Consider the following 25,366-nt stretch of genomic DNA (forward strand, 5'->3'; position numbering starts at 1 on the left):
TTTCTTTTTCCTATCCCATTTTTTCGCTTAATTTTGTCAGATCGCCGATAAAAGACAGCGAACCAAAAGCCACGATCACATCTTCTTTTTTCGCCAGTTCTTCCCCCAGCTGCAAGGCTTCCTCCAAAGAGCCGGCTACGTGAACATGTTCCGGTGACTGATATTTTTTCAGAACTTCTCCCAGTTCCTCTGCCGGAAGTGCCCGCGGGTTGTCCGGCGTTTCCATCGCAACGATTTCCTTTGCCATCGGCGCCATTCGTTTTGCGATCGCGTCGTACTGTTTATCCCGAAAAACACCCATCAGAAAGACAAACTCCCGATCCGGAAAATACATCCGCAAAGACTCCTGCAGTTTTTTCGCCGCATCCGGATTATGTGCGCCATCCACCACCAGATACGGGTTCTTTCTCAGAATAGTAAATCTTCCATTCCACCGTGCTTTTTCCATTCCGTTTCGGATCTGTTCGAAAGAAATCCGATAGCCCGCATCCTGCAAAGCACGGATTCCCGCCAGCGCAAGCACTGCATTTTCCAGCTGGTGCGAACCTGCCAGATGAATCATATAGGTTTCTTCCCGGTAGGTAAATACCATATGATCAAGATCTGCCGTCACAAGCTCTGCCTGTGTTTTCTCTCCCACATACAGCGGACATCCCTGCTCTTTACAGACCTGTTCGATAACATCCATCGCTTCTTTTTCCTGTCTGCAGGTAACAACCCGGCTGCCCGGTTTGATAATACCGGCTTTCTGCCCGGCGATCGCTCCCAGAGTATCCCCCAGATACTCCATATGATCCATACTGATCGATGTGATCACCGCTAGTTTTGTATTCCGGATCACATTCGTCGCATCGGTCTTTCCGCCCATGCCGCACTCCAGCAGGACAAAATCACATTGCTTTTCCTTATAATATAGAAAAGAAAGTGCCGTTTCAATCTCAAACGGAGACGGCAGAGGCTTCTGTTCCGCTTTCAGTTCCCCGATTGCTTTCACTACCGGATCCATCAGACGGCCAAATGCTTCTTCTGTGATATATCCTCCGTTGATCTGGATCCGTTCCCGGTATTCATACAGTGTCGGAGAGATAAATCTGCCAATCCGGTACCCTGCTTCCTGAAGAACTGCTGCCAGATAAGCCCCCACGCTTCCTTTTCCATTCGTTCCGGCAATATGGAGAAACTGCAGATCATCCTGCGGATTTCCCAGTTTCTCCAGCAGACAGGTAATCGCCTCCAGACCCATCTCACCGCCGAACCGATGACTTTCATCTATATATGTTCTTGCTTTTATATAATCCATAAAATATGGAACCTCCTATTGCGAGTAAACTGTTGTTATTATAGTACAAACGACACCATTTGACAAGGAACAGTTGTTCCGTTATGGTTCCGACAAAATCCTTCATTTTTCTCTTGCAATCCAAAAGTATTTATTATATGATGTTAGGCAGAGTAAAAAATGATGGTACTCTGTATAGTTTTATGACATACAAGGAGGTATATGATGAGACATCTGATGAGTCCTCTGGATCTCTCCGTTGAGGAGCTTGAGCATCTGCTGGATCTGGCAAATGACATTGAACGAAACCCGGAAAAATACGCGCACGCCTGTGACGGTAAAAAAATTGCAACTTTGTTCTATGAACCAAGTACCCGTACCCGTCTCAGTTTCGAAGCTGCCATGATGAATCTTGGTGGAAAGGCTCTTGGTTTTTCTTCCGCCGATTCCAGTTCCGCTTCCAAAGGTGAAAGCGTTTCTGATACCATTCGCGTTGTTTCCTGTTTTGCAGACATCTGTGCCATGCGTCATCCGAAAGAGGGTGCCCCACTGGTCGCTTCTTTAGTTTCCAAAATTCCCGTGATCAATGCCGGTGACGGTGGACATCAACATCCTACCCAGACATTAACTGATTTATTGACGATTCGTTCTCTGAAAGGACGACTGGATAATATTACGATCGGTCTTTGCGGCGATCTGAAGTTTGGACGTACCGTACACTCTCTGATTGAAGCTCTGGTTCGCTATCCGAATGTAAAATTCGTCCTGATCTCCCCGGAAGAACTCCGTATCCCGGACTATATCCGTGAAGATGTTCTGAGAGCCAGCGGTCATGAGTTTGAGGAAGTAACCCGTCTCGAAGACGCACTGCCAAAACTGGATGTTCTTTACATGACACGAGTACAGAAAGAACGTTTCTTCAACGAAGACGATTATGTCCGTATGAAAGACTTCTATATTCTGGACAAAGAGAAAATGAAACTCGCCGGACCGGATATGCTGGTTCTGCATCCACTGCCACGTGTCAATGAGATCTCCACTGAGATAGATTCTGACCCGCGAGCTGCATATTTTAAACAGGTACAGTACGGCGTCTATGTCCGTATGGCACTGATCCTGACGTTACTGGAGGTAAAAGTATGTTAAATGTAGGACGTATCGAAGAGGGATTTGTTCTGGACCACATCAAAGCCGGCAAATCCATGACAATTTATCATGATCTGAAACTGGACAAGCTGGACTGCTGTGTTGCCATCATCAAAAATGCCCGCAGCAATAAAATGGGCAAAAAAGATATCATCAAAGTAGAGTGTAACGTAGATATGCTGGATCTTGACATTCTCGGATTTATCGATCACAACATCACGGTGAACGTGATCCAGAACGGCAAGATCACTTCAAAGAAAGAACTGCATCTGCCTTCTCAGGTAGTCAACGTGATCCGTTGCAAAAACCCACGTTGTATCACTTCGATTGAACAGGAACTGGATCAGGTATTTATCCTGACCGATCCGGAGAAAGAAGTATACCGCTGCAAATACTGTGAAGAAAAATACAGAGGACATCGTAATAAATAAAAGCGAGGAATGTTATGGCTGTGGAACATCCAAATACGGAACATACCACTGCACTTCGTATCTATTATTGCGGAAGGGAGCAATGTGCTCCCGGACATTTTTGGGGGCCGGCTATCCGCCCCCATTATTTACTTCACGTGATTTTGCACGGAAAGGGGACCTTTTTGTATCATGGAAAAGAATATGCCCTTTCTTCCGGAGATGCCTTTCTGATCGAACCGATGCAGACACATTATTATCAGGCAGATAAAGAGGATCCCTGGGAATATGCCTGGGTTGGATTTGACGGAAATTGTGTGGAAAAGATACTGAATACAACTGTCCTTCGCTCTTCACCGGTCTTTTACAGTCCATCGGATCTGTGCTGTCAGCCTATGCTCCAGCTGAATACCCTGTTTTTTTCCCCGGAGAAGAATCCTCTGGCACTCGCTTCTGCATTCTTACAGCTGTTTTCCTGTATGACCCGGCCGGAAAGCGGCGGGCGAAGCGATCATAACGAACAGTATTATCAGCGGGCACTTGAATATATCACCAACAATTATTCCTACAATCTCCGGATTCAGGATATTGCGGATTATATAGGTGTGGACAGAACGTATCTGTATAAGATCTTCATGCGGGAGGCACAGATTTCTCCCAAACAATATCTTCTCCAGTACCGGATCCGCGCGGCGGCAAAACTGTTGCAGACACAGGATTATACCGTGACAGAAATTGCCTATTCCTGTGGATTCCGTGATTCTGCTGCTTTCTGTTATCACTTCCGACAGCAGATTGGTATGACACCCCGACAGTACCGGGAAAAGATACGAAGTGGTACTTATTAAACTTAAAGAAGGAAGATATCGAGCCATCAGAATGATCGTGGTTTCGATATCTTCCTTCTTTTTATTTTATCTTTCTATTTTTCTTTCAAACCCATCCGGTTGATCTGTGTCGCAATGTAACCGGCGCCGTAACCATTATCGATATTTACGGTTGCGATTCCGTTCGCGCACGAATTGATCATTGTAAGCAGTGCGGAGATTCCGTTCATGCTGGCGCCATAGCCAACCGAGGTAGGAACAGCGATCACCGGTTTGTTCACCAGACCGCCCAGTACACTTGCCAGCGCACCTTCCATACCTGCCACTGCGATCACACAGTTCGCATCCTGGATCGCATCCAGTCTGGCAAAGAGACGGTGGATTCCTGCCACACCGACATCATAAATCCGCTCTACTTTTGATCCGAAATATTCTGCCGTCTGTGCAGCCTCTTCCGCTACCGGGATATCCGCCGTTCCTGCTGTACACACAGCGATCAGACCAACACCCTCTTTCTTTTCTTTTTTCTCTATTTTCAGAATATGTGAAATCGGATCGTACTGAATCTCCGGATAGATTTCTTTCAACATCTCATACTGCTGCTCGGAAGCCCGGGTTCCAAATACCTCTCCGTTTGCTTCATACAGCCGCTTTACGATCGGCACCAGATGTGCATCTGCCTTTCCGCTGCAGAAAATCACTTCCGGAAATCCGGAGCGGATCTGCCGGTGCATATCCAGCTTTGCATAACCCATCTCGTCAAACGGAGCCTTCCGAAAATAATGCTCCGCTTCCTCGATAGAAATCTCACCCTGTTTTACTTTTTCCAATACTTCTCTTGTATCCATCTCTTTGTTCACCCTGTTCTTTTCTGTCTGCTTCCTTCCCGTTCGTTCAGGCAAACACCAGTTTCATAACCTGCTCCACCGTCTCTACCGGGACAATTTCCAGTTTTTCTTTCACTTCTTCTGCTACTTCTTCCAGATCCCGTTCATTTTCCGCCGGAATCAATACTTTTTTGATGCCTGCCCGCTGTGCTGCCATCAGTTTCTCCGGCAGACCGCCGATCGGCATCACACCGCCACGCAGGGATACCTCACCGGTCATGGCGTATTCCGGGTTGATCGGTGTGTCCGTTACCAGGGAAGTCAGCGCTGTCACCAGTGTAATACCGGCGGAAGGACCATCTTTCGGAACCGCACCGGACGGCACATGGATATGCAGATCATTTTCTTTAAATAAATCCGCTTTGTCCGGGTAGCGTTTTTTCACCAGTGTGATCGCGATCTGTGCCGATTCTTTCATCACATCTCCCAGCTGTCCGGTGATGATGATCTTGCCGGATCCTTTCGTGAAGGAAGTCTCAATAAACAGGATCTCACCGCCTGCGCTGGTCCATGCCAGGCCGGTCATCACACCCGGCTGCGGATGTTTCAGGATCGTATCGTGAATGATTCCCTGTCCTAAAAACTCCTGCACCCGTTTTTCATTGACGGTAATACTCTTTTGTTCTCCTTTTACCAGTTTCACTGCCGCATGCCGGCAAAGAACATCGATCTGTTTCTTTAAACCACGCACACCGGACTCTGCGGTATATTCTGCAATGACTTTTTCCAGCGCTCCATCGGTAACTTTCAAATTCTGCGCCTTGATTCCCATCGCTTTCATCGCCTTCGGAAGCAGATGTTTTCTCGCAATATGAAACTTCTCCACCGGTGTATACCCCGGGAACTGGATCACTTCCATACGGTTTAATAATGGTTCCGGAATCGTATCCGTACTGTTTGCCGTACATACGAAAAATACATTCGACAGATCATACGGTACATTCATATAATGGTCGGTAAAGCTGTAGTTCTGTTCCGGATCCAGCACTTCCAGAAGAGCACTCGCCGGATCTCCGCCGTAATCTTTCGCCAGCTTGTCCACCTCATCGAGTACCATAACCGGATTCTGTGCTTTGCTCCGTTTCATGCCTTCCATGATCCGGCCAGGCATCGCTCCCACATACGTTCTTCTGTGTCCACGGATCTCTGCCTCATCCCGGATACCACCAAGACTGATTCTCACATATTCACGGTGCAGCGCTTTCGCAATGCTCTGTCCGATACTGGTCTTACCGGTACCAGGCGCACCCACGAACAGCAGGATCGAGCCGGACTGTTTTTTATTCAGTGCCATTACCGCAAGCTGCTGGATGATACGGTCTTTTACTTTTTTCAGACCATAGTGATCTTCGTCCAGAATCTCTTCTGCTTCCTGCAGATTAATCTCGGTCTGTTCCTCTGTCTTCCAGGAAAGGGAAGTCACAAAATCCAGATAATCGTACAGCATACCGTATTCGTGGCTGTCTTTTCCTTCCTGTTTCATTCGATTCAGAACTTTCTCCGCCTCTTTTCGGGCTTCCTCGTTCATACCGGACTGTGCGATCTTCGTCTCAAACTTCCGCACATCCGAGATATTTTCCGGATGCATCTCATCGAGCTGCTGCTGCAACAGTTCGATCTGTTTTTTAATGGCAGATTCCCGGTACACCTGTTCATGAATCTCTTTCTGGGCTTCCTCGGCTTCTTCTCCCACCTGGAAGACCTCCATAAATTCATAAACAGCTTCCTCAATCTTTTTGCACCGTTCTCTCTTCGAATCTGTCTCTATGATACCATATTTTTCTTCCCATGTGATATTAAAATAAGATGAAAGCGCACATCCGATCTCTTCCACATTCTTCCAGTGCAGAATCACGCCACGCGCCCAGACGCCCCACGGAAATCCTTTGATAAACCGAAGAATATCCTGTTTCATTTTCTCAAACAGAGCCTTCGCCTCTTCCTTCGGGAAATCGTCCACATCCGGAAGGATCGAAGCATCCGCCGTGATCACGCCGTCTTTCTCCAGCTCGATATCAGAGATTTGTACACGCTCTCTCACTTTCACGCGCACATTTCCCTCGTCATCCACGCTGTCGATCGCGCCGATCACACCGATCGGATAGAAATCATCCGGTGTCATCTGTTCCTTCTCTTCTTTTTCCATTACAAATAATATATCTTCTCCAACAGACTCTGCTGTTATCTCTCCACTGGGAAACACATCTTTTTTAAAGAAAAATGTCACACCTGGCAGTAACAACAGGTCAGAAATGGGCAATGTAATCATGATGTTTCCTCCTTGTTCTTCTTTTGTTAGCACTCATTCTTTACGAGTGCTGATTTTCATATTTTATTCTATCACGTTCTGTTGAAAATGCAAGTAAAATTCGTGAAAACCTTTCAAACTGCTATGTTATATAAACTCACATGCAGGCATGGATTTTGGTTCATTGTTCACGCAAAAAAAGAAAAGCAACCAGAACTCTAGATTCTGATCACTTTTCTTTTATATCACAATATATATCATCTGGTCATTACATGAATCCTTCTGACGATACATCTACTGTGTTTCTACCTATTATAATATTACCTGCTGAACCGTTAGATACTTTCAAAGTACCTGTATCACAATCAGGTAAACCGGCGAATCGCAAGAATGGTCTTGCAGTTTGCGCTTCTGTCATGGGTAATTCCCCATTTACTTCCTTTTGCTTCCACGATTCCACCGTTACCGTCGTAGATTGCTACATGTCCGGAATAGCAGATGACATCACCTGCTTTTGCTTCGGACAGACTGGATACTGCCTTTCCAAGACTTCTCCATCCTGCGGATGTTGTATATCCACCACTGTATGCTCCGGTATTTTTCAGAACCTGATATACAAAGTGAGAACAGTCAATACCATTGGTCAGAGAATTTCCACCCCATACATATGGGTTACCAACAAACTGATCGGCATAAGCTACGATAGCACTTCCGGATACTCCGCTGCTGCTTGTGGAACTGCTGGTGCTGCTGGAGCTTGCTGTACTGTTACTACTGCTTGAACTGCTGTTACTTGTTGTACTGTTATTTCTGTTGGAGCTGCTATTACTGTTGCCGGAACTGCTCTGTGAAGTTGAACTGCTGCTGGAAGAAGAACTTGCTGCGCTTGCCGCTGCCTGCTGACGGGCTGCTTCTTCTGCTGCCGCCTGCTGTCTTGCCGCTTCTTCCGCTGCTGCCTGACGGGCTGCCTCTTCTTCTGCCTGACGTTTTTCTTCTGCGATCTGATCCAGCTGTGCCTGCTGCTGGCTGATCAGGTTACTGATCTCAGCGGCCTGCTGCTGTGCCGTTGCAATCTGTGCTTCATAATCACTGCTGGTTGCTTTCTTCGCATCCATCTGCGCCTGTAAGTCTGACTGCTGACTCTGCAGATCTGCCTGCTGGCTTTCCAGAGATGCTTCCTGTGCCTCCAGATCGCTCTTCTGATTTTCCAGATCTGCTTTCTGATTTTCCAGATCTGTCTTCAGATCAGACACCTGCTGTACTACTTCTTTAAAAGCTTCCAGCTGTTTTCTGTCATAGTCATGCATGCTCTGTGCATATTCCACTTTATTCAGAAGAGATGTGATACTGTCCGCACCGCTCAGCATATTCAGCCATGCTTCATTGCCACCGTTTTCATATATGTACTGGATACGTTTCTTCATATCCGCATACTGCTTGTCGCGATCTGCTTCCGCAGCCTCCAGCTGACTGGTGGTTGTCTCGATCTCTCCCTCTTTTTCTGTAATATCTGCTTCTTTTTGTGCAATTCCATCTTCTGTACTTGCAATGTCTGTCTTGGTAGCATCAATCTGGATCATCAGGTCTACCATATCTGCATCCATAGCATTGATTTCTGACTGGATCTGCTGCTGCTGTTCAGACAGAGATGCGATTGTCTCATTCGTCTGACTTAACTGGCTCTCTGCCTGCGCCTTCTGCTGTTTGATATCGGATTCCGTATCCGCAAAAACGGCAAATGACTGAGATACCATCATTACAAGTCCCAAAAACGCACATACTACTCTTTTTTTCATGTAAAACCTCTCTTTTTGTTGCCCTTGTTACTTTGTTTTTAATGACTTTGTAACAATTTCGTTACTTTTTACATACTAACACGTTCCCCCTGTAAATGCAAGAAGTATATCTCAGAATTTGCAAAATGTTCACAGACTTTTCACATTTTCAGTGGATTTTGTTGATTTTTTCCTGAAATCTTCCGGTGTATCGCACTGCATATTTTTTCTTTTCCACATGCAAAAAGAGAACCGATCTTTTCTCTTCGGTTCTCTTTTTTAGAAAATTCCCTTTATTTACAGGCTTTTTTGCACTTAATCAATCAGATTCTGCATACTCTTCAGTCCGATAACCAGAGTAGAAGTGTTATGCAGCAGTGCAGATGTCGTCGGCTGGATCATACCGGTTACACCAAGTGCGATCAGTCCGGCATTGACCAAAATGATCGAACGGTAGTTCTTATGAATCCGTTTCATCAGTCCGTTACTGATTGCTTTTAATGTAACAATTTCGTAAAGATTATCTGCACCAATTGTCACATCTGCGATCTCACGGGCAATCTCCGCACCGTCACTGATTGCGATTCCGACATCTGCGGCAGACAGCGCCGGTGAATCATTGATACCGTCACCGATCATGATGACTTTTCGTCCCGCTGCTTTTTCACGCTCTACAAATCCGGCTTTATCTTCCGGCAGTACCTCAGAGTAATACTCGTCAACACCGATCTGTGCTGCTACTGCTTTTGCAGTACGCTCACTGTCACCGGTCATCATAACTACTTTGCTGATACCGGTACGTTTCAGAGAATTGATCACTGCAGATGCTTCCGAACGAATCGGGTCATGAATGCAGATAACCGCAGCCAGTTCCCCTTCAATTGCCAGATACAGATGAGAATATTCTTCCGGCAGTGCCGCGAATTTTTCTTCCATACCTTCCGGGATCACACAGTGTTCATCTTCAAAGACAAAATGAGCACTACCGATGATTACTTTATGTCCATTGATCGTTGTGGAAATTCCATGTGCAACGATGTATTCTACTTTTGAATGCATCTCTTCATGGGAAATATTCCGTTTTTTGGCAGCATCAACAACAGCCTTTGCCATAGAATGAGGAAAATGCTCTTCCAGGCAGGCTGCAATACGAAGCAGGTCTTCTTCGGAACGGTCGCAGAATGTTTCGATTTTTGCAACCGTCGGCTCTGCTTTTGTCAGTGTACCTGTCTTATCAAATACAATGGTATCTGCCTCTGCAATTGCCTCCAGGAATTTGCCGCCTTTTACGGTAATATCATAAAGGCTTGCTTCACGGATCGCAGAAAGTACGCTGATCGGCATCGCCAGTTTCAGTGCACAGGAGAAATCTACCATCAGTACCGCCAGTGTCTTGGTAACATTGCGTGTGATCAGATAGGTCAGACCGGTACCTGCCAGTGTATATGGAACCAGACGGTCTGCCAGATGTTCTGCTTTTCCTTCTACGTTGGATTTCAGTTTTTCAGATTCTTCGATCATTGTAACGATCTTTTCAAACTTACTTCCGCCATTTACTTCTTTGACACAGATGGTCAGTTCGCCTTCTTCCACAACAGTTCCCGCATACGCATACTTCTGTGCATTTTTCTGTACCGGAACAGACTCACCTGTCAGGGATGCCTGATTTACCATTGCATCTCCGGCCGTTACCACGCCATCGAACGGAATGACATTACCCATATGGACAACAATCTCGTCTCCTGCCTGGATCTGATCTGCCGGAACCAGGATCTCCTGACCGTCTTTTACCATCCATACTTTGGATACATGCAGTGACATGCTTCTTGCCAGATCATCCACTGATTTTTTATGAGTCCACTCTTCGAGAATTTCACCGATTCCCAGAAGGAACATCGTGGAACCTGCGGTCTCAAAGTCACCGCGGAAGATCGATACGCCGATTGCTGTTGCATCCAGAACCGGAACTTCCAGTTTTCCTTTTGCAAGTGTCCGCACGCCATGCCACAGATATTTCACTGATTTGATCGCTGTGATCACAGAACGCACCGATACAGGAAGGAACATCTTGCTTCCCATACGCATGACCACTTTATTTACCAGTTTTTCCCAATATTCATTCTGTAGTTCACGACCGGAATTCTTCAGATATACTTCCGGCACTTTGGCAGTCTCATAGTGGAATGCCTTCAGTGCCCGGATCACTTCTTCACGGTCACCTACAAAATTAATCGTGGCATCCTGTGTTTTCTCCCGGACTTTTACGCCTGTTACCAGTTTCTGGCTGCTCAGATAATACAGTAACGTATCCGCCTGTCCAAATGTCATACGATTCTGAAGAAGATGGACACGCATACGTCCTTTAATTTCATGTTTAATTATAAATTTCATAGAATAACACTGTCCTTGTGCAAGTTAATTATGCTTCTGTAAAGTCTTCTTCTTCAGTCTCTTCTGTTTCTTCAGCTGTTTCTGTTACTTCTTCATCTTCTACAACTGCTGCTTTTGCTTCACGCTCTTCGTTGATCTGCTGAGCTTCTGCGTAGATATCTTCTGCATTTTCCTGAACAGATGTTACAACTTTCATGACACAGGATTTTGCACGCAGAACAGCTGCTGTGCAGTTTGCATAGAATTTTTTCGCATCATCACTTGCCAGAATCTTGATTCCTGCTGTACCGAACAGTACACCACCTGCGAAAATACCAGTTTTTTTTGCATCGAAATTTTTAAAAATGTTTGTCATAATATTATCTCCTTTGTGTTTATCAAATTTGTTTACCTACTATTATATCGCCCCGCGATAATTTCGCAAGAACTTTTTTCTAATTGAGATTTTTTCTCAAAAAGAAATCCCGGAGGGGCTAGAGCGTGTTTGAAAAATCATTTTCGCAATCTGTAAGCCCCACTTTGCGGTATATTTTACCCTTATTCGGTTGCCGTAGCCCGCTACGCCGCCCTCATTCGGATAAAATCTCCCACAAACTGGGACTCACAGCTCACGAAAAGCCTTTTTCAGACACGCTCTAGGAAGCCTGTCCGGGATTATTCGTATACTTTACGATTCTTTTTCCAGTCATATAACCGCAGCTCTCCAGTCCACAGGTTAATACCTGACGAAACTTTCTGTCGGAAAGCTGAAGTACCGTGCCATCATCCAGTTCCATTCTGCAATACGGAACACATTCCATCTCTTCATCATCAGCATTACCGGTAAACTTATACATGTTTTTCCGGTTGATCACTCCGATTTCTTCTAATGTATTCACCATGCGGTACACGGTTGCGGCCCCGATACTGGGATCTTGTTTGCAGGCTTTGTAATAAATCTCCTTGCAACAAGAGCAGTCCTCATCCAGAATAATATCAAGGATGATGCGCCGCTGCCGGGTGATCCGGCAGCCACGCTCTCTTAATTTTGAAATTATGATACTCTTTGGCTCTTTCTGCAATTAATGTCAACACCTCCAAATAGTACCTTTAATGGCTGCAATGTCCTCCGCAATGTGAGCAGTCACCACCGCACTGCAGTGATTTTCCGTTCTTTTTATCTTTTACCATACTGCGGACGATAAGTGCTACCACACCAACCAGAACCGCGCCAACAACTACTGTTCCCATGCAAAGGTCTCCTTTCTTAAAGTCAGATCAGACTTTTCTTACGCAACTTTCAATGATTTACTTTCTTTATAAGGTCTGAACAGCATATACAGGAATGCAATCAGCAGTACAACCGCAACTACTGTCCACAGTCCGAATCCACCACCGGTAAACAGGTTACCAAACTGATAGATACACAGAGATACGATATAAGCAAGACCACACTGATATCCGATAGCGAACCAGAACCATTTTGCATTATTCATCTCACGTTTGATAGCTCCCATTGCTGCGAAGCAAGGTGCACATAACAGGTTGAATACCAGGAATCCGTATGCTGCGATCGGAGTCATAACCTGTGCCAGGTTGCCCCAGATCTCAGAACCATTTTCTGCAACTTCTGCAAAACCGAACAGCATACCGAAGGTAGCTACTACGTTTTCTTTTGCGATCAGACCGGTGATTGCTGCAACTGCCATCTTCCATCCTTCACCGGCTTTTGTCCAGCCAAGAGGAGCAAAGATCGGAGCGATCACGTTGCCGATGGATGCCAGAATACTGTCATTTAACTGTTCTGCATCCAGCATACCGAATTTTCCGTCTACCCATCCGAAGCTCATCAGGAACCACAGAATGATGGTAGATAACAGGATGATGGTACCTGCTTTTTTGATGAAGGACCATCCACGCTCCCACATACTTCTCAGTACGTTTCCAACTGTTGGCATATGGTAAGCCGGCAGCTCCATAACGAACGGAGCAGGTTCTCCGGAGAACATTTTTGTTTTCTTTAAGATAATACCAGAGCAGATAATAGCAGCAACACCTACAAAGTAAGCACTCCATGCTACCCATCCTGCGTTATTAAAGAATGCACCTGCGATCAGGGCAATGATCGGCAGTTTTGCTCCACAAGGAACAAAGGTGGTTGTCATGATTGTCATCTTACGGTCTCTGTCGCTCTCGATGGTACGGGATGCCATGATACCAGGAACACCACAACCGGAACCGATCAGCATCGGGATGAAAGATTTTCCGGAAAGACCGAATTTACGGAAGATACGGTCCATGATGAATGCTACACGGGCCATGTATCCACAACCTTCCAGGAATGCCAGGAAGATAAACAGTACCAGCATCTGCGGTACGAAACCAAGTACAGCACCAACACCGGCTACGATACCATCAAGGATCAGTCCCTGTAACCAGTCAGCACAGTTCACAGCTACCAGCGCTTTCTCAATTGCCGGAGGAATGATATCACCGAACAGAACATCGTTTGTCCAGTCTGTCAGGAATCCACCTACTGTTGTAATAGATACATAGTAAACAATAAACATAACTACTGCGAAGATTGGCAGTGCCAGCCAACGGTTAGTTACGATACGGTCGATCTTATCGGATACGGTCATTCCGCCCTTCTGACCTTTTGTTACGCATTTTCCGATAATAGAGGAGATATATACATATCTTTCATTTGTGATAATACTTTCGGTATCATCATCGAATGCATCTTCCAGAGTTTTGATCTCAGCGGATACATCCGGAACAGATTTCATCTGTTCTTTGATCTTGTCATCCTTCTCCAGAAGTTTGATCGCAAAGAATCTCTTCTGTGCTTCCGGGATATCCGTGCCAAGCATGGTTCCTACAGCCGTGATCGCATCTTCCACTTTACTGTCGAACTCATGTACCGGTGTGACTTCGTTCTTTCTCTCTGCAAGACTTATTGCTTTCTCAGCTGCTTTCTGGATTCCGGTGCCTTTCAGTGCGGATATTTCCACAACCTCGCATCCTAACAGTTTGCTCAGTTTGTCAGTATGTATCTTGTCACCCGCTTTTTCTACCAGGTCCATCATGTTGACAGCCATAACAACCGGAATACCCAGTTCCATGATCTGTGTGGACAGATACAGGTTACGTTCGATGTTGGTACCATCTACGATGTTGATGATCGCATCTGGTCTTTCATTGATCAGATAGTTTCTGGCTACGACTTCTTCCAGAGTGTATGGAGACAGGGAATAGATACCCGGTAAGTCCATGATAGTCACATCTTTATGACCTTTTAACTTACCTTCTTTTTTCTCCACCGTTACGCCCGGCCAGTTACCTACAAACTGATTGGAACCGGTCAGCGCATTAAACAATGTTGTCTTACCGCAGTTAGGATTACCTGCTAATGCAATTTTAACTGACATTTTTTTGCTCCTTTTTCTTATTTGTTGAAATGTTGTTATACATTCCTACTAATTTTTGGTCTGCGCTATCTTTTATTAGCTTTCGCTAACGCACAGGCAAAAAAATTATTCAACCTCAATCATTTCGGCATCGGCTTTACGAAGAGATAATTCATACCCTCTTACGGTTACTTCCACCGGATCACCTAACGGTGCAACTTTGCGTACATATACACTTACGCCTTTGGTGATACCCATGTCCATGATTCTTCTTTTTACAGGGCCTTCACCATGCAATCTCTTTACTGTGACTGTCTGTCCAACAGCAATCTCTTTCAGAGTTTTCATAACATTCTCCCTCTTTCCTTGATAATCCGCCTGCTTATACCATGATGCGGTTTGCCATGTCTTTTCCGATTGCCACACGTGAATCTTTTACATTCACAATCAGGTTTCCTTCGATTTCAGACACGACCGTAACCTCTCCTCCAGTTACGAATCCAAGATTCTCAAGGAATTTTCTTGTTTCTTCTTTTCCGCCAACTTTTTTGATTGTGTTAGTTTCTCCTGGTTTTACCATAGATAACGGCATCATATCAACCTCTTTTCTTCAATGTGAACACAATGATTTTGTTCCTTACTGGGGTTAGTATATGCTAATAGCTATTAGATGTCAAGTACTAATTGGAAATTTTTTTCATTAATTGATTTCCGACAGAAAAATGCAGTTTACTCGGTTGTAATATTGTAATATTTGTGGTATACTTACATATACTTAATGAGTAGCTATCCGGTATTTGGAAGTTTCAGATAAGTTTTCTGGATAGTTGCTTTTATTATTTTGTATATCAACAATTGATCGGGTGGATTAGTTTTGATTTACTTATTTATAGTGGAATTGTACATGAAGGGGGTTTGTATTATGGCAAAAAATGAATCAGCAGAAAATTATCTGGAGACGATTCTGATACTGAGTAAAAAACTTCCAGTTGTTCGTTCCGTAGATATCGCCACTGAATTAGGTTATAAAAAATCCAGTGTAAGTGTGGCAATGAAGCACCTGAGAGAACATCAGCATATTACAGTCACCGATGCTGGATTCATATATCTTACTGAATCCGGGAGAGAGATTGCAGAGATGATTTACGAGCGGCACGAGCTGCTGTCTTCCTGGCTGATGCATCTGGGTGTACCGGAAGAGATTGCAACGGAAGATGCTTGTAAGATGGAGCATGTGATCAGTAAGGAGAGTTTTGAGGCTATTAAGAAGCATGTGGGTGTGCTGTCGTAAGTGCAAATATACGCTTTGTAGATTTATCTATTTATACTGATTCTTATTTTGAGCCTGTGAAAAAAATTCTGTAAATTAAACAATATAAAGGTCTTCTATGATAAAATATTAAAATCATAGGAGGCCTTTTATTATGGCAAACAGAAAAAAAGAAGTTTACAAACCAAAACCAATGACTGAAGGAAAGAGAAATCTGATTCAGGGATTGCTCCAAGAGTATGATATCCAGTCTGCTGACGATATCCAGGAGGCATTAAAGGATCTTCTGTCCGGAACAATCCAAGATATGCTTGAAACAGAAATGGATAATCATCTTGGCTATGATCGTTATGAAAGATCCGGCGAGCCTAACTATCGCAATGGAACCAAGCCTAAGACCGTTCGAAGCAAATATGGTGAATTTGAGGTCAATGTTCCTCAGGATCGCCAGAGTTCCTTTGAGCCGCAGGTGCTTCCAAAACGCCAGAAAGACATCTCTTCCATCGATGACAAGATCATTTCGATGTATGCAAAAGGAATGACCACACGACAGATTTCAGAAACGATAGAGGATATTTATGGTTTTGAAGTCAGTGAAGGAATGGTATCCGATATCACAGATAAGCTTCTTCCCAGAATAGAAGAATGGCAAACTCGCCCATTGTCAGCGGTATATCCAATCGTTTTTATTGATGCTGTACATTTTTCTGTGCGTGACGATGGTGTGATCAGAAAGCTTGCTGCATATGTCGTCCTTGGAATTAACGAAGACGGAATGAAAGAAGTATTAAGCATTGTTGTAGGTGAAAATGAAAGCAGCAAGTATTGGCTGTCAGTGCTGAATAGTCTGAAAAATCGAGGCGTTCAGGACATTCTTATTCTCTGCTCTGATGGACTGACAGGAATCAAGGATGCAATCTCTGCCGCATTTCCTGAAACGGAACAACAGCGCTGCATAGTGCATATGGTGAGAAATACACTCAAATACGTTGCAAACAAGGATATGAAGTCTTTTGCTAAAGACTTAAAAACAATCTATACAGCTGCCGATGAAGAAGCTGCCAGAAAACAGTTAAAGACCGTTACCGAAAAATGGTCGGGACAATATCCGAGTGCCATGAACCGCTGGCATGATAACTGGGACGCAATCTCCCCGATTTTTAAATTTTCCAAAGAGGTTCGTACTGCGTTTTATACTACAAATGCCATTGAATCGTTGAATTCATGCTATCGCAGGCTAAACAAGCAGAGAAGCGTATTTCCGAGTTCACAGGCACTGTTGAAAGCACTATACCTGGGGACTTTTGAAATAGCCAAAAAATGGACAATGCCAATCCGTAATTGGGGCAAAGTCCGTGGTGAACTCGAAATCATGTACCCGGACAGAATGCAGATATAGCAATAAAAGCCGGAATATCAAGAGTAAATATACGCCCAGAATTCTCTGGGCGCTCTTGACATATCAGCTTCTTTTTGCTATTAAATAAACAACGGCTTAACACAGAAATCTGCTGTTAAGCCGCATCAATTATCATAGAAGATCTGAATTTACAGAAAAAATTTCACACCGTCCTTATTTTTACTTTACCATCAAATAAAACAATCCAGACAAGCTTGAATGTTTTCATCTGTCTGGATTATTTTATTTTGTATCATCTAAAATTTATTCTTCTCGTGTAGAATTAAACCATTCATCAATCTCTTTCTCCATTGATTCTCTCAACAACAACCTTACATCTTTTCTTATAAAATGCTATACCATATAATACTATTTTATTTCTTCCATCATTTTTTAAATATTCCTCATATCTTCGATTCCGTATCTGTGTAATCGCATTCTCACAGGATTTATTCAAACCAGAGGCTACCCTTGCATGCTTCAACTCAAAAATAATCCCTGCATCCGGATCTTCCGGTTCAATAATAATATCCGCAAATCCTTCACCCGCTTCTACATTTGATCTTACCAGCCAGTTGGAATTTCCTGCCAAAAGTCCAGCTAAAAATGTATGATAAGAATTTTCTTTCTCTGCATCCGGTGCTTTCGTGTCAAAAACACTAATCGTATTACTGAGTGTCCTATTCAGATAGTTCTCTATGCATTCTGTATTTCCTTCTTCCACAGCTTTCCAGAATGCTGTTAGGTTTTCCGTATTCCTTAATATATTTTCCCTGAACCATTCCTGAATCTGCAATTTATATACTTCTCTGACCTCTCTATTAGGAATCATCAGCTTATATGCTCCGGTTTCAGTTACCCCTGCCTGCGTCAAATATCCTGTTGTAAACAAAACACTCCATAAATTATCAATACTGGTATCAATTTCATCGTATGTTAATTCTAACCGAATAAATTTCTCCATCGGCTCTCCTGCAATCAGACGCTCAATTTCATCCCGCGTTGTTTTATTTGCCTTATCAATAAAACATTTTACAAGTTCATTGCTGCTCGTATTCAACCAGTACGACTGTGGTTTTGCATCCGGTTCTTTGCACAGTCTGTCCACATGATTAATAACATCCCAAGGGCAGAAAATATCTGCATCTCCGAATCGATAACCATCATACCATTCCTTCGTTTCTTCAAGATGCGAGGCCATCCCATACGCTTTCAGCAAATTTTCAACTTCATTTTCTGTAAATCCAAACTGTTCATCAAAACGGGCATCTGTAATAGAAAGTACCTTAAAATTATTTAGACCTGTAAAAATACTTTCTTTTGAAACTCTCAAACACCCTGTTAAAACAGAAAACTGTAAAAAATTATTCGTTTTCAACGCATCTCCAAAAAGAGCTCGAATCAATGATACCATTTCTCGATAATAACCATTTTGGTATGCCTTATCCAATGGTACATCGTACTCATCGATCAAAATAATCGTCTTCTGTCCATAATGCCGAAATAACAGTTCTGACAATGTCTGCAAAGCTGATTCCAGTGTTTCTTCATCCATCGAATATTTTCCATCTTTTATCCGAATTAACGCCTTGTATCTTTCTTTTTCATTGTCTGTCAATCTGTCACTATTCTTCAAAAAGCAAAAGCGTTCTGCTTCCAGCGCAACTAATTTACTCAGCTTTGCTTTTGCTTTTTCAAATGTGTTTCCCTCTACACCTTTCATCGTCAAAAATACAATCGGGAACTTTCCCATATATTCTTCGCAAAAATCTTTTCTTTTTGAAATATAAAGATTATCAAATAAAGTCTTATCTGTTCCAATTTCAAAAAAACAGCGGAGCATACTCATATTTAAGGTTTTTCCAAAGCGTCGCGGTCTTGTAAAAAGATTGACTTTTCCCCATTGCTCAAGGAGCTGTTCAATCAGTTTTGTTTTATCAATATAGTAAAAGCCGAGTCGACGGATTTCCTGAAAATCTTCGATACCAACCGGTAATTTCAATGTTGTATCCATACTCCACTTTCTCCTTTTCAAAGTTTTATTCACTGTATAACTTTTTAACATTCTATAATAAAAAAGCCAAACATACAACCTCATTGTAACATATCAAAAAAGTTTCGGTGTGTTTATGTTATCTGACACCTTTCATCTTTACATTCATATGCTATCAGTCTGCTCAATTATTGCTGATACCTCACCCGATCTGTCCGAAGCACTAATTCCGGAATTCTGGCGTTGAACCAGATCTTACCCTCATTCCCCTCCGGATCAAATTCCTGGTAATATCTGTTTCCATAGATATCCCCATATTGTATCTTTATTTTAGAATAGGGTCTGTATTCAAACATCAGGTATTTTTTCTCCCCTACGTGCATACTTGTTATCATGCATCCATCATCCAAACCGTACCCCATCACAGTTACGTCAAACGCTTCATCTTTGCCGACATTTTCCACTGCCAGCACTATACTTTCCGGACCACAATCCCGGATATAACATGGGGCTGTCTGTTCCAGTTTTTCCATCATCTCTATTCGATCTTCTTCTACAGGAACCGTATTCAGTCGAAAATGAGGAAGGGCACCCATTCGTTCCTGATGATTATCTACTTTATAACTTCTCTTAATGATCAGATATGTAGTAAAAATCGTTACCAATCCCGCAATAACCGAACCTACGATACTTCCGTAAAATCCATACAATGTTCCAAAATCTGCTCCCGGCGCCCCTTGTTGCTGCAAAGTCTGGAATTGTTTTATAAAAAGTCCAATCACAGCAAACGAAAAACCAATCATCACCGTCAGACAGATAACAGAAAAGAACTTTTCTCTTTTATATTTTCTCTCACTATACGCCGGTTCCTTCCAAACACGATTCGGAGCCGTCATATAAGTCATTCTCCGACCACGATCAGCCACCCGATCTCCAAAACTTGTAATTTGATTTCCCAACCAGTTCACTATATGCATCTTTGCTTTCGCCACATTCGGCAAATCTCTCAGCACACTAAACGCTTTTTCTACACACTCTTCAATTGCCGCTTTTCTCGCATAATCACACCAGAAATATGTTTCGCAGGTTCTTTTCTGATATCCTGCTGCCTGCAGCAACATCTTTGCATGTTTGGGAGAAATTTGAAAAATTCCCGAACACTCATGAACTGTGTAACTGTCTTTTATCCAAATAGCATGCAGTACATCCGAAACATATACCCCTTTCGAAAGTATAAAACGCTTAAAATATCTGTAATCCAGGTGCCTTCCCTTTGGTTCCCATTTTCTTATACATTCCCGGTAAAATCCCGAAAACACTTTCAGCAATTCCTGACGATCTGTTTCATCTCCGACAGCATACGATACATTTTCTACTGTAACAGTCTCATGGTTCTGTATCTCAAATGTTTTCAGGAAATCCCCCATTGTAGCTGCTTTCAGCGGAACCTTCCATTGCATACTTCCGTTCAGCATCATGAATGGTACTGTGGTAAATCGTTCTGTCTTTGTCTGACTACGATTCCCATACTGCGAAAATATTGCATAGCTCTCCGGAAAATTTTCCGAAACAAACCTGTCTATTGTCTGCTGTGCATCAATTTCATTAACCGCAAATACTTTACTCATATTTATATTAATCTCCCTTTCCGAGCGCTTATAGCTTTAGATTAAAAGAGCGGTCTGACATTTACGTTTCTGCTTGTAAGAAAAAGGATTAATCAGTTTCTTAACTGACCAATCCTTTTTCGCAAGAATCCATTGTCCATATGTGATCCTATATTCTTAGAAGGTACGGTTTCTTACAAGATTATCCGTTCTCACTTATGCTGTGGTCTCTTTCTAATCTTAATACCATAAACTTATTCTCTTTCCGATAACCAAAACACCTCATTTTACTACTAAATCGAAATTTCATAATCGTCTGTCCTGAGTATTTTAATCCTCTAAACCAGTTTTTTTCGTCATTTTTTGGTGTGTATTTTTTGTATTCCAACCCATCATCCAAGGCAATACTTTCCCAGGACTCATGCTCTACGAATTTTTTTAACGATTTTATAAGACCATCAAATTCTTCTCTTTCAAGAATATCCGCACCATATTTATCTTCTATTGTACTACAATCTATTCTGGTATTTTCAAAAATTATTTGAAGTAATTTTTTTCGATTTACATTCAAGTAAGTATTATAATTTTGTACCAGATACTTCGGTGTATTCACCGAATCAACTATGTAATTTGTATCGCCGCTCAAAATTGTTAGTTTTTTATCATTGAATGGTTCCAAATCAAAGGATAATAACGAACCTTCTTTTACCGCAGCCTCCGCTAAAGATGTAGCTGATACATCCTCTTCATTCCAAAAGAACTTTTGTGACACATCATGTACAGGTTCTTGATCCCAGTAGGGTTTTTCATATATTTCCCTATCCAAACTTGATTTAAAACGCAACAATTCATCTGTAAGCCCATAACATTTCAAATCACATAAAGTTTCATCTTTTGTCACATTACAATTATAAAAATTCATAGTCTTATATATAGGGATATCCGTATTTTCATGAATCAGCTTTATACATCTGACAATAGATTTTGTTGCATATAAAAAAGAGCTGACATTCTGAAATTGACCACATAAAGACTTTTCATTTAGCAAAAATTCCATATTACCACCCTAAAATTACGTCTAAATCTTTATTTATCTGATCAAAAAAACCTTCCGCATTTTTCAATGCCTTACCATTCGCATTGATTGGTATACTTATTGGAATACTGCATCCTCTTTCATCCTGTTCAAAAGAATATATGCTTACTTTATCATCGTCTATCTGATCCAAACGAATACTTTTTCTTATTCCATTGTAGATATGATCACTATGAGTCTCTACAATAATCTGTACTCCACATTGTGCCAAAAAGGCAAGAAATTCCACCAATTCCGATTGACCTGACGGATGCAGATGAATCTCAGGATTTTCTATCACCAATAAATCATTAGCTTTACACGCCAAAGCTGCAATGATAAGCTCCGTAATGTATGTCACACCTGTACCTACATTCTTCGGGCGCATTTCAAATGGTACCTTATCGTTGCTATACAATACCTGTATAAATTCTGTTTGTTCTATCTCTCTTGCTTTAACGCGATATCCCATAATTCTATCCAGCCAATAGCTTACCTGTCCTCCAAATGTCAACTTAGAAGACTCCACATCATATACAAAATCCCTGTCAGGATCCATCTGGTCTTCATCATGAGCATTTAAATAATGAAATACATACTCGCAATTCTTTCCAATTATAATCTTGTCCCCTAAATACTTTTTATAGGTATCTTCAATGCCTATTCTATCCGAAGAACAATATATTACATTTATTAATTTGTCTATTTCCCCTGACTCACTAACTCCTTCTTTTGTTATCACCTTTGATGCTTCTATTTCTTTTTCACTCGTCTTATAACAAATCTTAAATTCTATATCACCATTTCCGGTTATTGCATTTTTTACCTCCTGTACTTTTCCGATATTCATATACTCACCACGAAATGGATTTTTCCCGTTTTGAATCATAGCAAAAATCGCCTGGATAACACTTGTCTTTCCCATAGAATTTCTGCCCGCCAGTAATGTAAAGTTTTTCAAATCAAATTCTGCATGTTCAAATGATTTAAAATTATTTATCTCTATTTTTCTTAACATGTTAAAATCTACCTCGTTCTAAAATATCAGCAGTTTTCATAATGCTTTCATAACTCATATCGCATGATTCCAATACCTTTTTTATCTTTATTTGAAATATCGACTCATCGCCATAATCTTCTACCTGCTGACGAAAGCCATTACATAAATACAAAAAACACAAAATTTTCATTCTGGTTTCCGTTGAATGCATCTTGTATCTATATCCTTTTACAAATTTTTGATGCATCAATCTGTATGCATCTTCAAATTCATTATACAAATTGTTCCACTCTACAGTTGTTAAATAGTGAAACTGCTTTATTACCTTTTCTAACAATTGGTATTTATCAATATTTTCGTATATATGCAATCCTCTCGATTTAATAAACGCAGCCATTATGAAATATATAAAATAATACTGTAAGAGCAATTCGGAAGTTCTCGTATTCTTAATTTGTTTTACAAATTCTGCTAATATTTCCATTTTATCTTCTTTATACAGAATGTTACGTACAGACTGTTCCTGAGATGGCTGCCATTCCTCAATAAATTCTCCAACTTCCATATGCATATATTTAGGGTTCATATAGTCAATCACATAAATAATTATCTGAGAGTACAAAACATCTTTAAGCATATATCTGTCCATAATATCCCTGTCGAGATTTTCATAGTTTAATTGTTCTAATAAAATTCTAAATTTTTCACTTTTATCTAATATCAGCAATTCACCCGTCTGTAATTCTGATGCATATACAGACGGAAATGGTATCCCCCTTGCCAGAGCTTTCACCGTTTCTTTTAATTTTTCCTTCGGATTCCCTTTTGTCCATCCATATCTATGATTACAAAATAAAATCTTATTTTGACTATATCGATAAACCATCTCGTCTAAGCTATATTTTCTTATATCAATTCTTACTCGTTCATTATTATACATTCAATTTCACCCATATATAAGCTTTGTTTTATTATTTAGTATACTCTACTCCTCTTATCACCGTCAATTCATACATTTGGAGGACCATGAACTTTTCTGTAACCTCTTTTTCCTTCTGCACCAATGAATATTTTTCTATACTAATGAATCAACCTCTATTTCTCTGTCACTTTCTTTACAAACTGTAACTATAACTGATCTTTCAATTCCAATATTATTTTGCTATGGTTATTGCAGAGATAATTGCTTCAGCAGTTCCATCCTGCCCTCTTCCCTGTCGAACTCTCGCTGTTTTTCTTCGTCATATTCATAAAGACACATTTTTACAACCTCCGCCCTGTTTCTCTTCAGAAAATCAGCCATAAGCCACATCATTTTTCATCGCTAAATAGATCGCCTTCTCAAGTGTCGCCACCTGTAGTTCACTGGCATCTTTATACTCCGACCCATTCATTCTATTATAAAATTCTAATAATTTCTTTTTGTCATTAAAGATCATCCGAAATAATCAATCTTTATAAGCATCTGCTACCTTTACATTACCCATAACAAATCTTCCTGACTTTTGAGAGAAGGATCCTCTGCTTCGCTTCCTCAGAATCCTCCTCCGCTCTTTTCTTATTTAATTCTGCATTGGAAATTTCTAAGTCCGCGAATGCGGTTTGAATAAAATAGATACAACTGATTGCCGTAAAGAAAATAGAAATATAAAATGCTTACGATTATCATACCCTAAAAGTTATGTTTTGTCAAATACTATAGCCTGCCGAACACGACAAACGCATGAATGATTATTTTTCTATTTTCTTTCTCTAATGCCTTTTTTAAACTTCTAGAAGTTCTTCTAAAAATTGAATTGGTCGCAAGCTAATTACAAATCTTTTCTTTTCCATGACAATGCTTTTCAGCCCTTTCCAATTTTTCTTTTGGTTTAACCATTTAATATCTTCCGTTTGATAGTACTCACGTATTTCTATTTGTCCATGTGCTTTTTCCTGGGTTTTTCTGTGATTTCCTTCGGTTTGAATTACTTTTAAAAACTCTTCATCCGAGAAATATTCTCTTATCTCTTCATACATACAGCTTTGATTTTTCTTGAGTGCCAATACGTAATCTGCCCGTTTTTTCTTTATTTTTTCCGCGATTACCGTTTGTGTTCCCATAGCGTCTATCGTTACAATCTTGCCTCTTATCTGGATCTTATCCAACAATTCCGGAATCGCTGTAATCTCATTACTTTTTTCTTCAACAGCCTTTTGTCCAAGACAATATCCGCCCTCTTTGCTCCATGCCGAAACAATATGAGCCGCTTTTTCCTCTTTGCGTTTGTTTGATCGTATAGTTTTCCCATCAATACAAATGATTTTTTTCAATAATTCTCCATCATTCTGATTTAAACGTTCTTGCCATTTCCCATAAAGTTGCTGGAGAATCTCAGGGGAAATCATTCCCATCACACGGCGAATTGTATCATGTGATGGTGGCCCATTTTTTAGTTCAATATACTTTCTAAGATAGTCCTGATAATAATCTGCAAACACTGCCATCTCTACCCAATCATCTGCATTTGCAAGTGTTGCAAACAATACGATAACAAGAATATCTTTTAATGTATGTCTAACTTTTCTTTGTTGACGCGTATCTTCGATATACTCCATCCATTCCAACAATTCCTGCATATAACAACACCCCTTTTCTTTTATTTTATCAGAAAAGAGGCGTTGTTTACA

24 protein-coding genes are annotated in these 25,366 nt (G+C 41.5%); 5 read left to right on the plus strand and 19 right to left on the minus strand.

The annotated features are described in order from the left end of the window. Positions 1 to 10 precede the first annotated feature (10 nt). Positions 11 to 1,300 (minus strand): bifunctional folylpolyglutamate synthase/dihydrofolate synthase, encoded by a 1,290-nt coding sequence (locus tag ETP43_RS08860; RefSeq protein ID WP_129257800.1) that lies wholly within the window; start codon positions 1,298 to 1,300, stop codon positions 11 to 13. Between the two features lie 204 nt (positions 1,301 to 1,504). Here ETP43_RS08860 and pyrB point away from each other — a divergent pair, with 204 nt between their 5' ends. The 3 genes from pyrB to ETP43_RS08875 are packed head-to-tail and all read left to right on the plus strand — an operon-like array spanning position 1,505 to position 3,683. Continuing rightward, entirely contained in the window at positions 1,505 to 2,425 is a 921-nt protein-coding gene (pyrB, locus tag ETP43_RS08865; protein WP_022399096.1) for an aspartate carbamoyltransferase, read from the plus strand. Continuing rightward, complete coding sequence (locus tag ETP43_RS08870; protein WP_022399095.1) at positions 2,419 to 2,856, plus strand: aspartate carbamoyltransferase regulatory subunit; 438 nt, start codon at positions 2,419 to 2,421, stop codon at positions 2,854 to 2,856. The genes pyrB and ETP43_RS08870 overlap by 7 nt, the downstream gene beginning before the upstream one ends. Before the next feature lie 14 nt (positions 2,857 to 2,870). Next, complete coding sequence (locus ETP43_RS08875) at positions 2,871 to 3,683, plus strand: AraC family transcriptional regulator (RefSeq protein WP_129257801.1); 813 nt, start codon at positions 2,871 to 2,873, stop codon at positions 3,681 to 3,683. A 74-nt stretch (positions 3,684 to 3,757) separates the two neighbouring features. Here ETP43_RS08875 and larB read toward each other — a convergent pair whose 3' ends face one another. The 11 genes from larB to ETP43_RS08925 all read right to left on the minus strand — a co-directional run bounded on the left by larB (position 3,758) and on the right by ETP43_RS08925 (position 14,947). Then, positions 3,758 to 4,510: a nickel pincer cofactor biosynthesis protein LarB gene (larB, locus tag ETP43_RS08880; RefSeq protein WP_129259548.1), complete on the minus strand. Its 753-nt coding sequence runs from the start codon at positions 4,508 to 4,510 to the stop codon at positions 3,758 to 3,760. Positions 4,511 to 4,556: 46 nt separating this feature from the next. Continuing rightward, entirely contained in the window at positions 4,557 to 6,818 is a 2,262-nt protein-coding gene (gene lon, locus ETP43_RS08885; protein WP_129257802.1) for an endopeptidase La, read from the minus strand. A gap of 344 nt (positions 6,819 to 7,162) precedes the next feature. Next, the gene (locus ETP43_RS08890) at positions 7,163 to 8,593 is read right to left on the minus strand and encodes a C40 family peptidase (protein WP_129257803.1); all 1,431 of its coding nucleotides are present in this window, start codon (positions 8,591 to 8,593) and stop codon (positions 7,163 to 7,165) included. Positions 8,594 to 8,887: 294 nt separating this feature from the next. Next, positions 8,888 to 10,963 (minus strand): heavy metal translocating P-type ATPase, encoded by a 2,076-nt coding sequence (locus ETP43_RS08895; protein WP_129257804.1) that lies wholly within the window; start codon positions 10,961 to 10,963, stop codon positions 8,888 to 8,890. Positions 10,964 to 10,991: 28 nt separating this feature from the next. Then, positions 10,992 to 11,318 (minus strand): DUF6110 family protein, encoded by a 327-nt coding sequence (locus ETP43_RS08900; protein ID WP_118567676.1) that lies wholly within the window; start codon positions 11,316 to 11,318, stop codon positions 10,992 to 10,994. Positions 11,319 to 11,414: 96 nt separating this feature from the next. Continuing rightward, positions 11,415 to 11,504 (minus strand): DUF6783 domain-containing protein, encoded by a 90-nt coding sequence (locus tag ETP43_RS18430; protein ID WP_334295517.1) that lies wholly within the window; start codon positions 11,502 to 11,504, stop codon positions 11,415 to 11,417. A gap of 94 nt (positions 11,505 to 11,598) precedes the next feature. Next, positions 11,599 to 12,024, minus strand: coding sequence for a Fur family transcriptional regulator (locus ETP43_RS08905; protein WP_129257805.1), 426 nt, complete (start codon positions 12,022 to 12,024; stop codon positions 11,599 to 11,601). A gap of 28 nt (positions 12,025 to 12,052) precedes the next feature. Then, a complete protein-coding gene (locus ETP43_RS08910; protein WP_022173021.1) occupies positions 12,053 to 12,193 on the minus strand; it encodes a FeoB-associated Cys-rich membrane protein in 141 nt (46 codons plus the stop codon). Between the two features lie 38 nt (positions 12,194 to 12,231). Continuing rightward, the gene (gene feoB / locus ETP43_RS08915) at positions 12,232 to 14,373 is read right to left on the minus strand and encodes a ferrous iron transport protein B (RefSeq protein ID WP_129257806.1); all 2,142 of its coding nucleotides are present in this window, start codon (positions 14,371 to 14,373) and stop codon (positions 12,232 to 12,234) included. Positions 14,374 to 14,478: 105 nt separating this feature from the next. Next, positions 14,479 to 14,700, minus strand: coding sequence for a FeoA family protein (locus ETP43_RS08920; protein ID WP_022173023.1), 222 nt, complete (start codon positions 14,698 to 14,700; stop codon positions 14,479 to 14,481). A 34-nt stretch (positions 14,701 to 14,734) separates the two neighbouring features. Beyond that, entirely contained in the window at positions 14,735 to 14,947 is a 213-nt protein-coding gene (locus tag ETP43_RS08925) for a FeoA family protein (protein WP_022173024.1), read from the minus strand. Positions 14,948 to 15,274: 327 nt separating this feature from the next. Here ETP43_RS08925 and ETP43_RS08930 point away from each other — a divergent pair, with 327 nt between their 5' ends. Both ETP43_RS08930 and ETP43_RS08935 read left to right on the plus strand, forming a co-directional pair. Beyond that, positions 15,275 to 15,643 carry a metal-dependent transcriptional regulator gene (locus tag ETP43_RS08930; protein ID WP_129257807.1) on the plus strand — a complete coding sequence of 123 codons (369 nt, stop codon included), beginning with the start codon at positions 15,275 to 15,277 and terminating at the stop codon, positions 15,641 to 15,643. A 133-nt stretch (positions 15,644 to 15,776) separates the two neighbouring features. After that, positions 15,777 to 17,021, plus strand: a complete 1,245-nt coding sequence (locus ETP43_RS08935) for an IS256 family transposase (protein WP_129257808.1) — start codon at positions 15,777 to 15,779, stop codon at positions 17,019 to 17,021. A 295-nt stretch (positions 17,022 to 17,316) separates the two neighbouring features. On the opposite strand, the gene ETP43_RS08940 is transcribed toward ETP43_RS08935, so the two are convergent. The 7 genes from ETP43_RS08940 to ETP43_RS08965 all read right to left on the minus strand — a co-directional run bounded on the left by ETP43_RS08940 (position 17,317) and on the right by ETP43_RS08965 (position 25,315). Further along, a complete protein-coding gene (locus ETP43_RS08940; protein ID WP_129257809.1) occupies positions 17,317 to 19,035 on the minus strand; it encodes an AAA family ATPase in 1,719 nt (572 codons plus the stop codon). Between the two features lie 167 nt (positions 19,036 to 19,202). Then, positions 19,203 to 20,642, minus strand: coding sequence for a hypothetical protein (locus ETP43_RS08945; RefSeq protein ID WP_129257810.1), 1,440 nt, complete (start codon positions 20,640 to 20,642; stop codon positions 19,203 to 19,205). Between the two features lie 181 nt (positions 20,643 to 20,823). Beyond that, positions 20,824 to 21,678, minus strand: coding sequence for a hypothetical protein (locus ETP43_RS08950; protein ID WP_129257811.1), 855 nt, complete (start codon positions 21,676 to 21,678; stop codon positions 20,824 to 20,826). 1 nt (position 21,679) lies between these two features. Beyond that, positions 21,680 to 22,714 carry a DUF3696 domain-containing protein gene (locus ETP43_RS08955; RefSeq protein ID WP_129257812.1) on the minus strand — a complete coding sequence of 345 codons (1,035 nt, stop codon included), beginning with the start codon at positions 22,712 to 22,714 and terminating at the stop codon, positions 21,680 to 21,682. A gap of 1 nt (position 22,715) precedes the next feature. After that, on the minus strand, positions 22,716 to 23,636 hold the full coding sequence (locus tag ETP43_RS08960; RefSeq protein WP_022171407.1) for a hypothetical protein: 921 nt from the start codon (positions 23,634 to 23,636) through the stop codon (positions 22,716 to 22,718). A gap of 228 nt (positions 23,637 to 23,864) precedes the next feature. Next, the gene (locus ETP43_RS17920) at positions 23,865 to 23,999 is read right to left on the minus strand and encodes a hypothetical protein (protein WP_279222152.1); all 135 of its coding nucleotides are present in this window, start codon (positions 23,997 to 23,999) and stop codon (positions 23,865 to 23,867) included. A gap of 461 nt (positions 24,000 to 24,460) precedes the next feature. After that, entirely contained in the window at positions 24,461 to 25,315 is an 855-nt protein-coding gene (locus tag ETP43_RS08965; protein WP_243114240.1) for an ISAs1 family transposase, read from the minus strand. Positions 25,316 to 25,366 lie beyond the last annotated feature (51 nt).

Source organism: Blautia faecicola, assembly GCF_004123145.1.
Taxonomy (GTDB): domain Bacteria; phylum Bacillota; class Clostridia; order Lachnospirales; family Lachnospiraceae; genus Oliverpabstia; species Oliverpabstia faecicola.

Excerpts from the sequence above, each read along its gene's own strand:
- ETP43_RS17920 (WP_279222152.1), bottom strand. The coding sequence starts at position 23,999 with ATGGCTGATTTTCTGAAGAGAAACAGGGCGGAGGTTGTAAAAATGTGT.
- ETP43_RS08860 (WP_129257800.1), bottom strand. The coding sequence starts at position 1,300 with ATGGATTATATAAAAGCAAGAACATATATAGATGAAAGTCATCGGTTC.
- ETP43_RS08925 (WP_022173024.1), bottom strand. The coding sequence starts at position 14,947 with ATGATGCCGTTATCTATGGTAAAACCAGGAGAAACTAACACAATCAAA.
- ETP43_RS08935 (WP_129257808.1), top strand. The coding sequence starts at position 15,777 with ATGGCAAACAGAAAAAAAGAAGTTTACAAACCAAAACCAATGACTGAA.
- ETP43_RS08930 (WP_129257807.1), top strand. The coding sequence starts at position 15,275 with ATGGCAAAAAATGAATCAGCAGAAAATTATCTGGAGACGATTCTGATA.
- larB (WP_129259548.1), bottom strand. The coding sequence starts at position 4,510 with ATGGATACAAGAGAAGTATTGGAAAAAGTAAAACAGGGTGAGATTTCT.
- ETP43_RS08960 (WP_022171407.1), bottom strand. The coding sequence starts at position 23,636 with ATGTATAATAATGAACGAGTAAGAATTGATATAAGAAAATATAGCTTA.
- ETP43_RS08945 (WP_129257810.1), bottom strand. The coding sequence starts at position 20,642 with ATGAGTAAAGTATTTGCGGTTAATGAAATTGATGCACAGCAGACAATA.
- ETP43_RS08890 (WP_129257803.1), bottom strand. The coding sequence starts at position 8,593 with ATGAAAAAAAGAGTAGTATGTGCGTTTTTGGGACTTGTAATGATGGTA.
- ETP43_RS08950 (WP_129257811.1), bottom strand. The coding sequence starts at position 21,678 with ATGGAATTTTTGCTAAATGAAAAGTCTTTATGTGGTCAATTTCAGAAT.
- ETP43_RS08955 (WP_129257812.1), bottom strand. The coding sequence starts at position 22,714 with ATGTTAAGAAAAATAGAGATAAATAATTTTAAATCATTTGAACATGCA.
- ETP43_RS08870 (WP_022399095.1), top strand. The coding sequence starts at position 2,419 with ATGTTAAATGTAGGACGTATCGAAGAGGGATTTGTTCTGGACCACATC.
- ETP43_RS08940 (WP_129257809.1), bottom strand. The coding sequence starts at position 19,035 with ATGGATACAACATTGAAATTACCGGTTGGTATCGAAGATTTTCAGGAA.
- pyrB (WP_022399096.1), top strand. The coding sequence starts at position 1,505 with ATGAGACATCTGATGAGTCCTCTGGATCTCTCCGTTGAGGAGCTTGAG.
- ETP43_RS08875 (WP_129257801.1), top strand. The coding sequence starts at position 2,871 with ATGGCTGTGGAACATCCAAATACGGAACATACCACTGCACTTCGTATC.
- ETP43_RS08910 (WP_022173021.1), bottom strand. The coding sequence starts at position 12,193 with ATGGGAACAGTAGTTGTTGGCGCGGTTCTGGTTGGTGTGGTAGCACTT.
- ETP43_RS08920 (WP_022173023.1), bottom strand. The coding sequence starts at position 14,700 with ATGAAAACTCTGAAAGAGATTGCTGTTGGACAGACAGTCACAGTAAAG.
- lon (WP_129257802.1), bottom strand. The coding sequence starts at position 6,818 with ATGATTACATTGCCCATTTCTGACCTGTTGTTACTGCCAGGTGTGACA.
- feoB (WP_129257806.1), bottom strand. The coding sequence starts at position 14,373 with ATGTCAGTTAAAATTGCATTAGCAGGTAATCCTAACTGCGGTAAGACA.
- ETP43_RS08900 (WP_118567676.1), bottom strand. The coding sequence starts at position 11,318 with ATGACAAACATTTTTAAAAATTTCGATGCAAAAAAAACTGGTATTTTC.
- ETP43_RS08965 (WP_243114240.1), bottom strand. The coding sequence starts at position 25,315 with ATGCAGGAATTGTTGGAATGGATGGAGTATATCGAAGATACGCGTCAA.
- ETP43_RS08895 (WP_129257804.1), bottom strand. The coding sequence starts at position 10,963 with ATGAAATTTATAATTAAACATGAAATTAAAGGACGTATGCGTGTCCAT.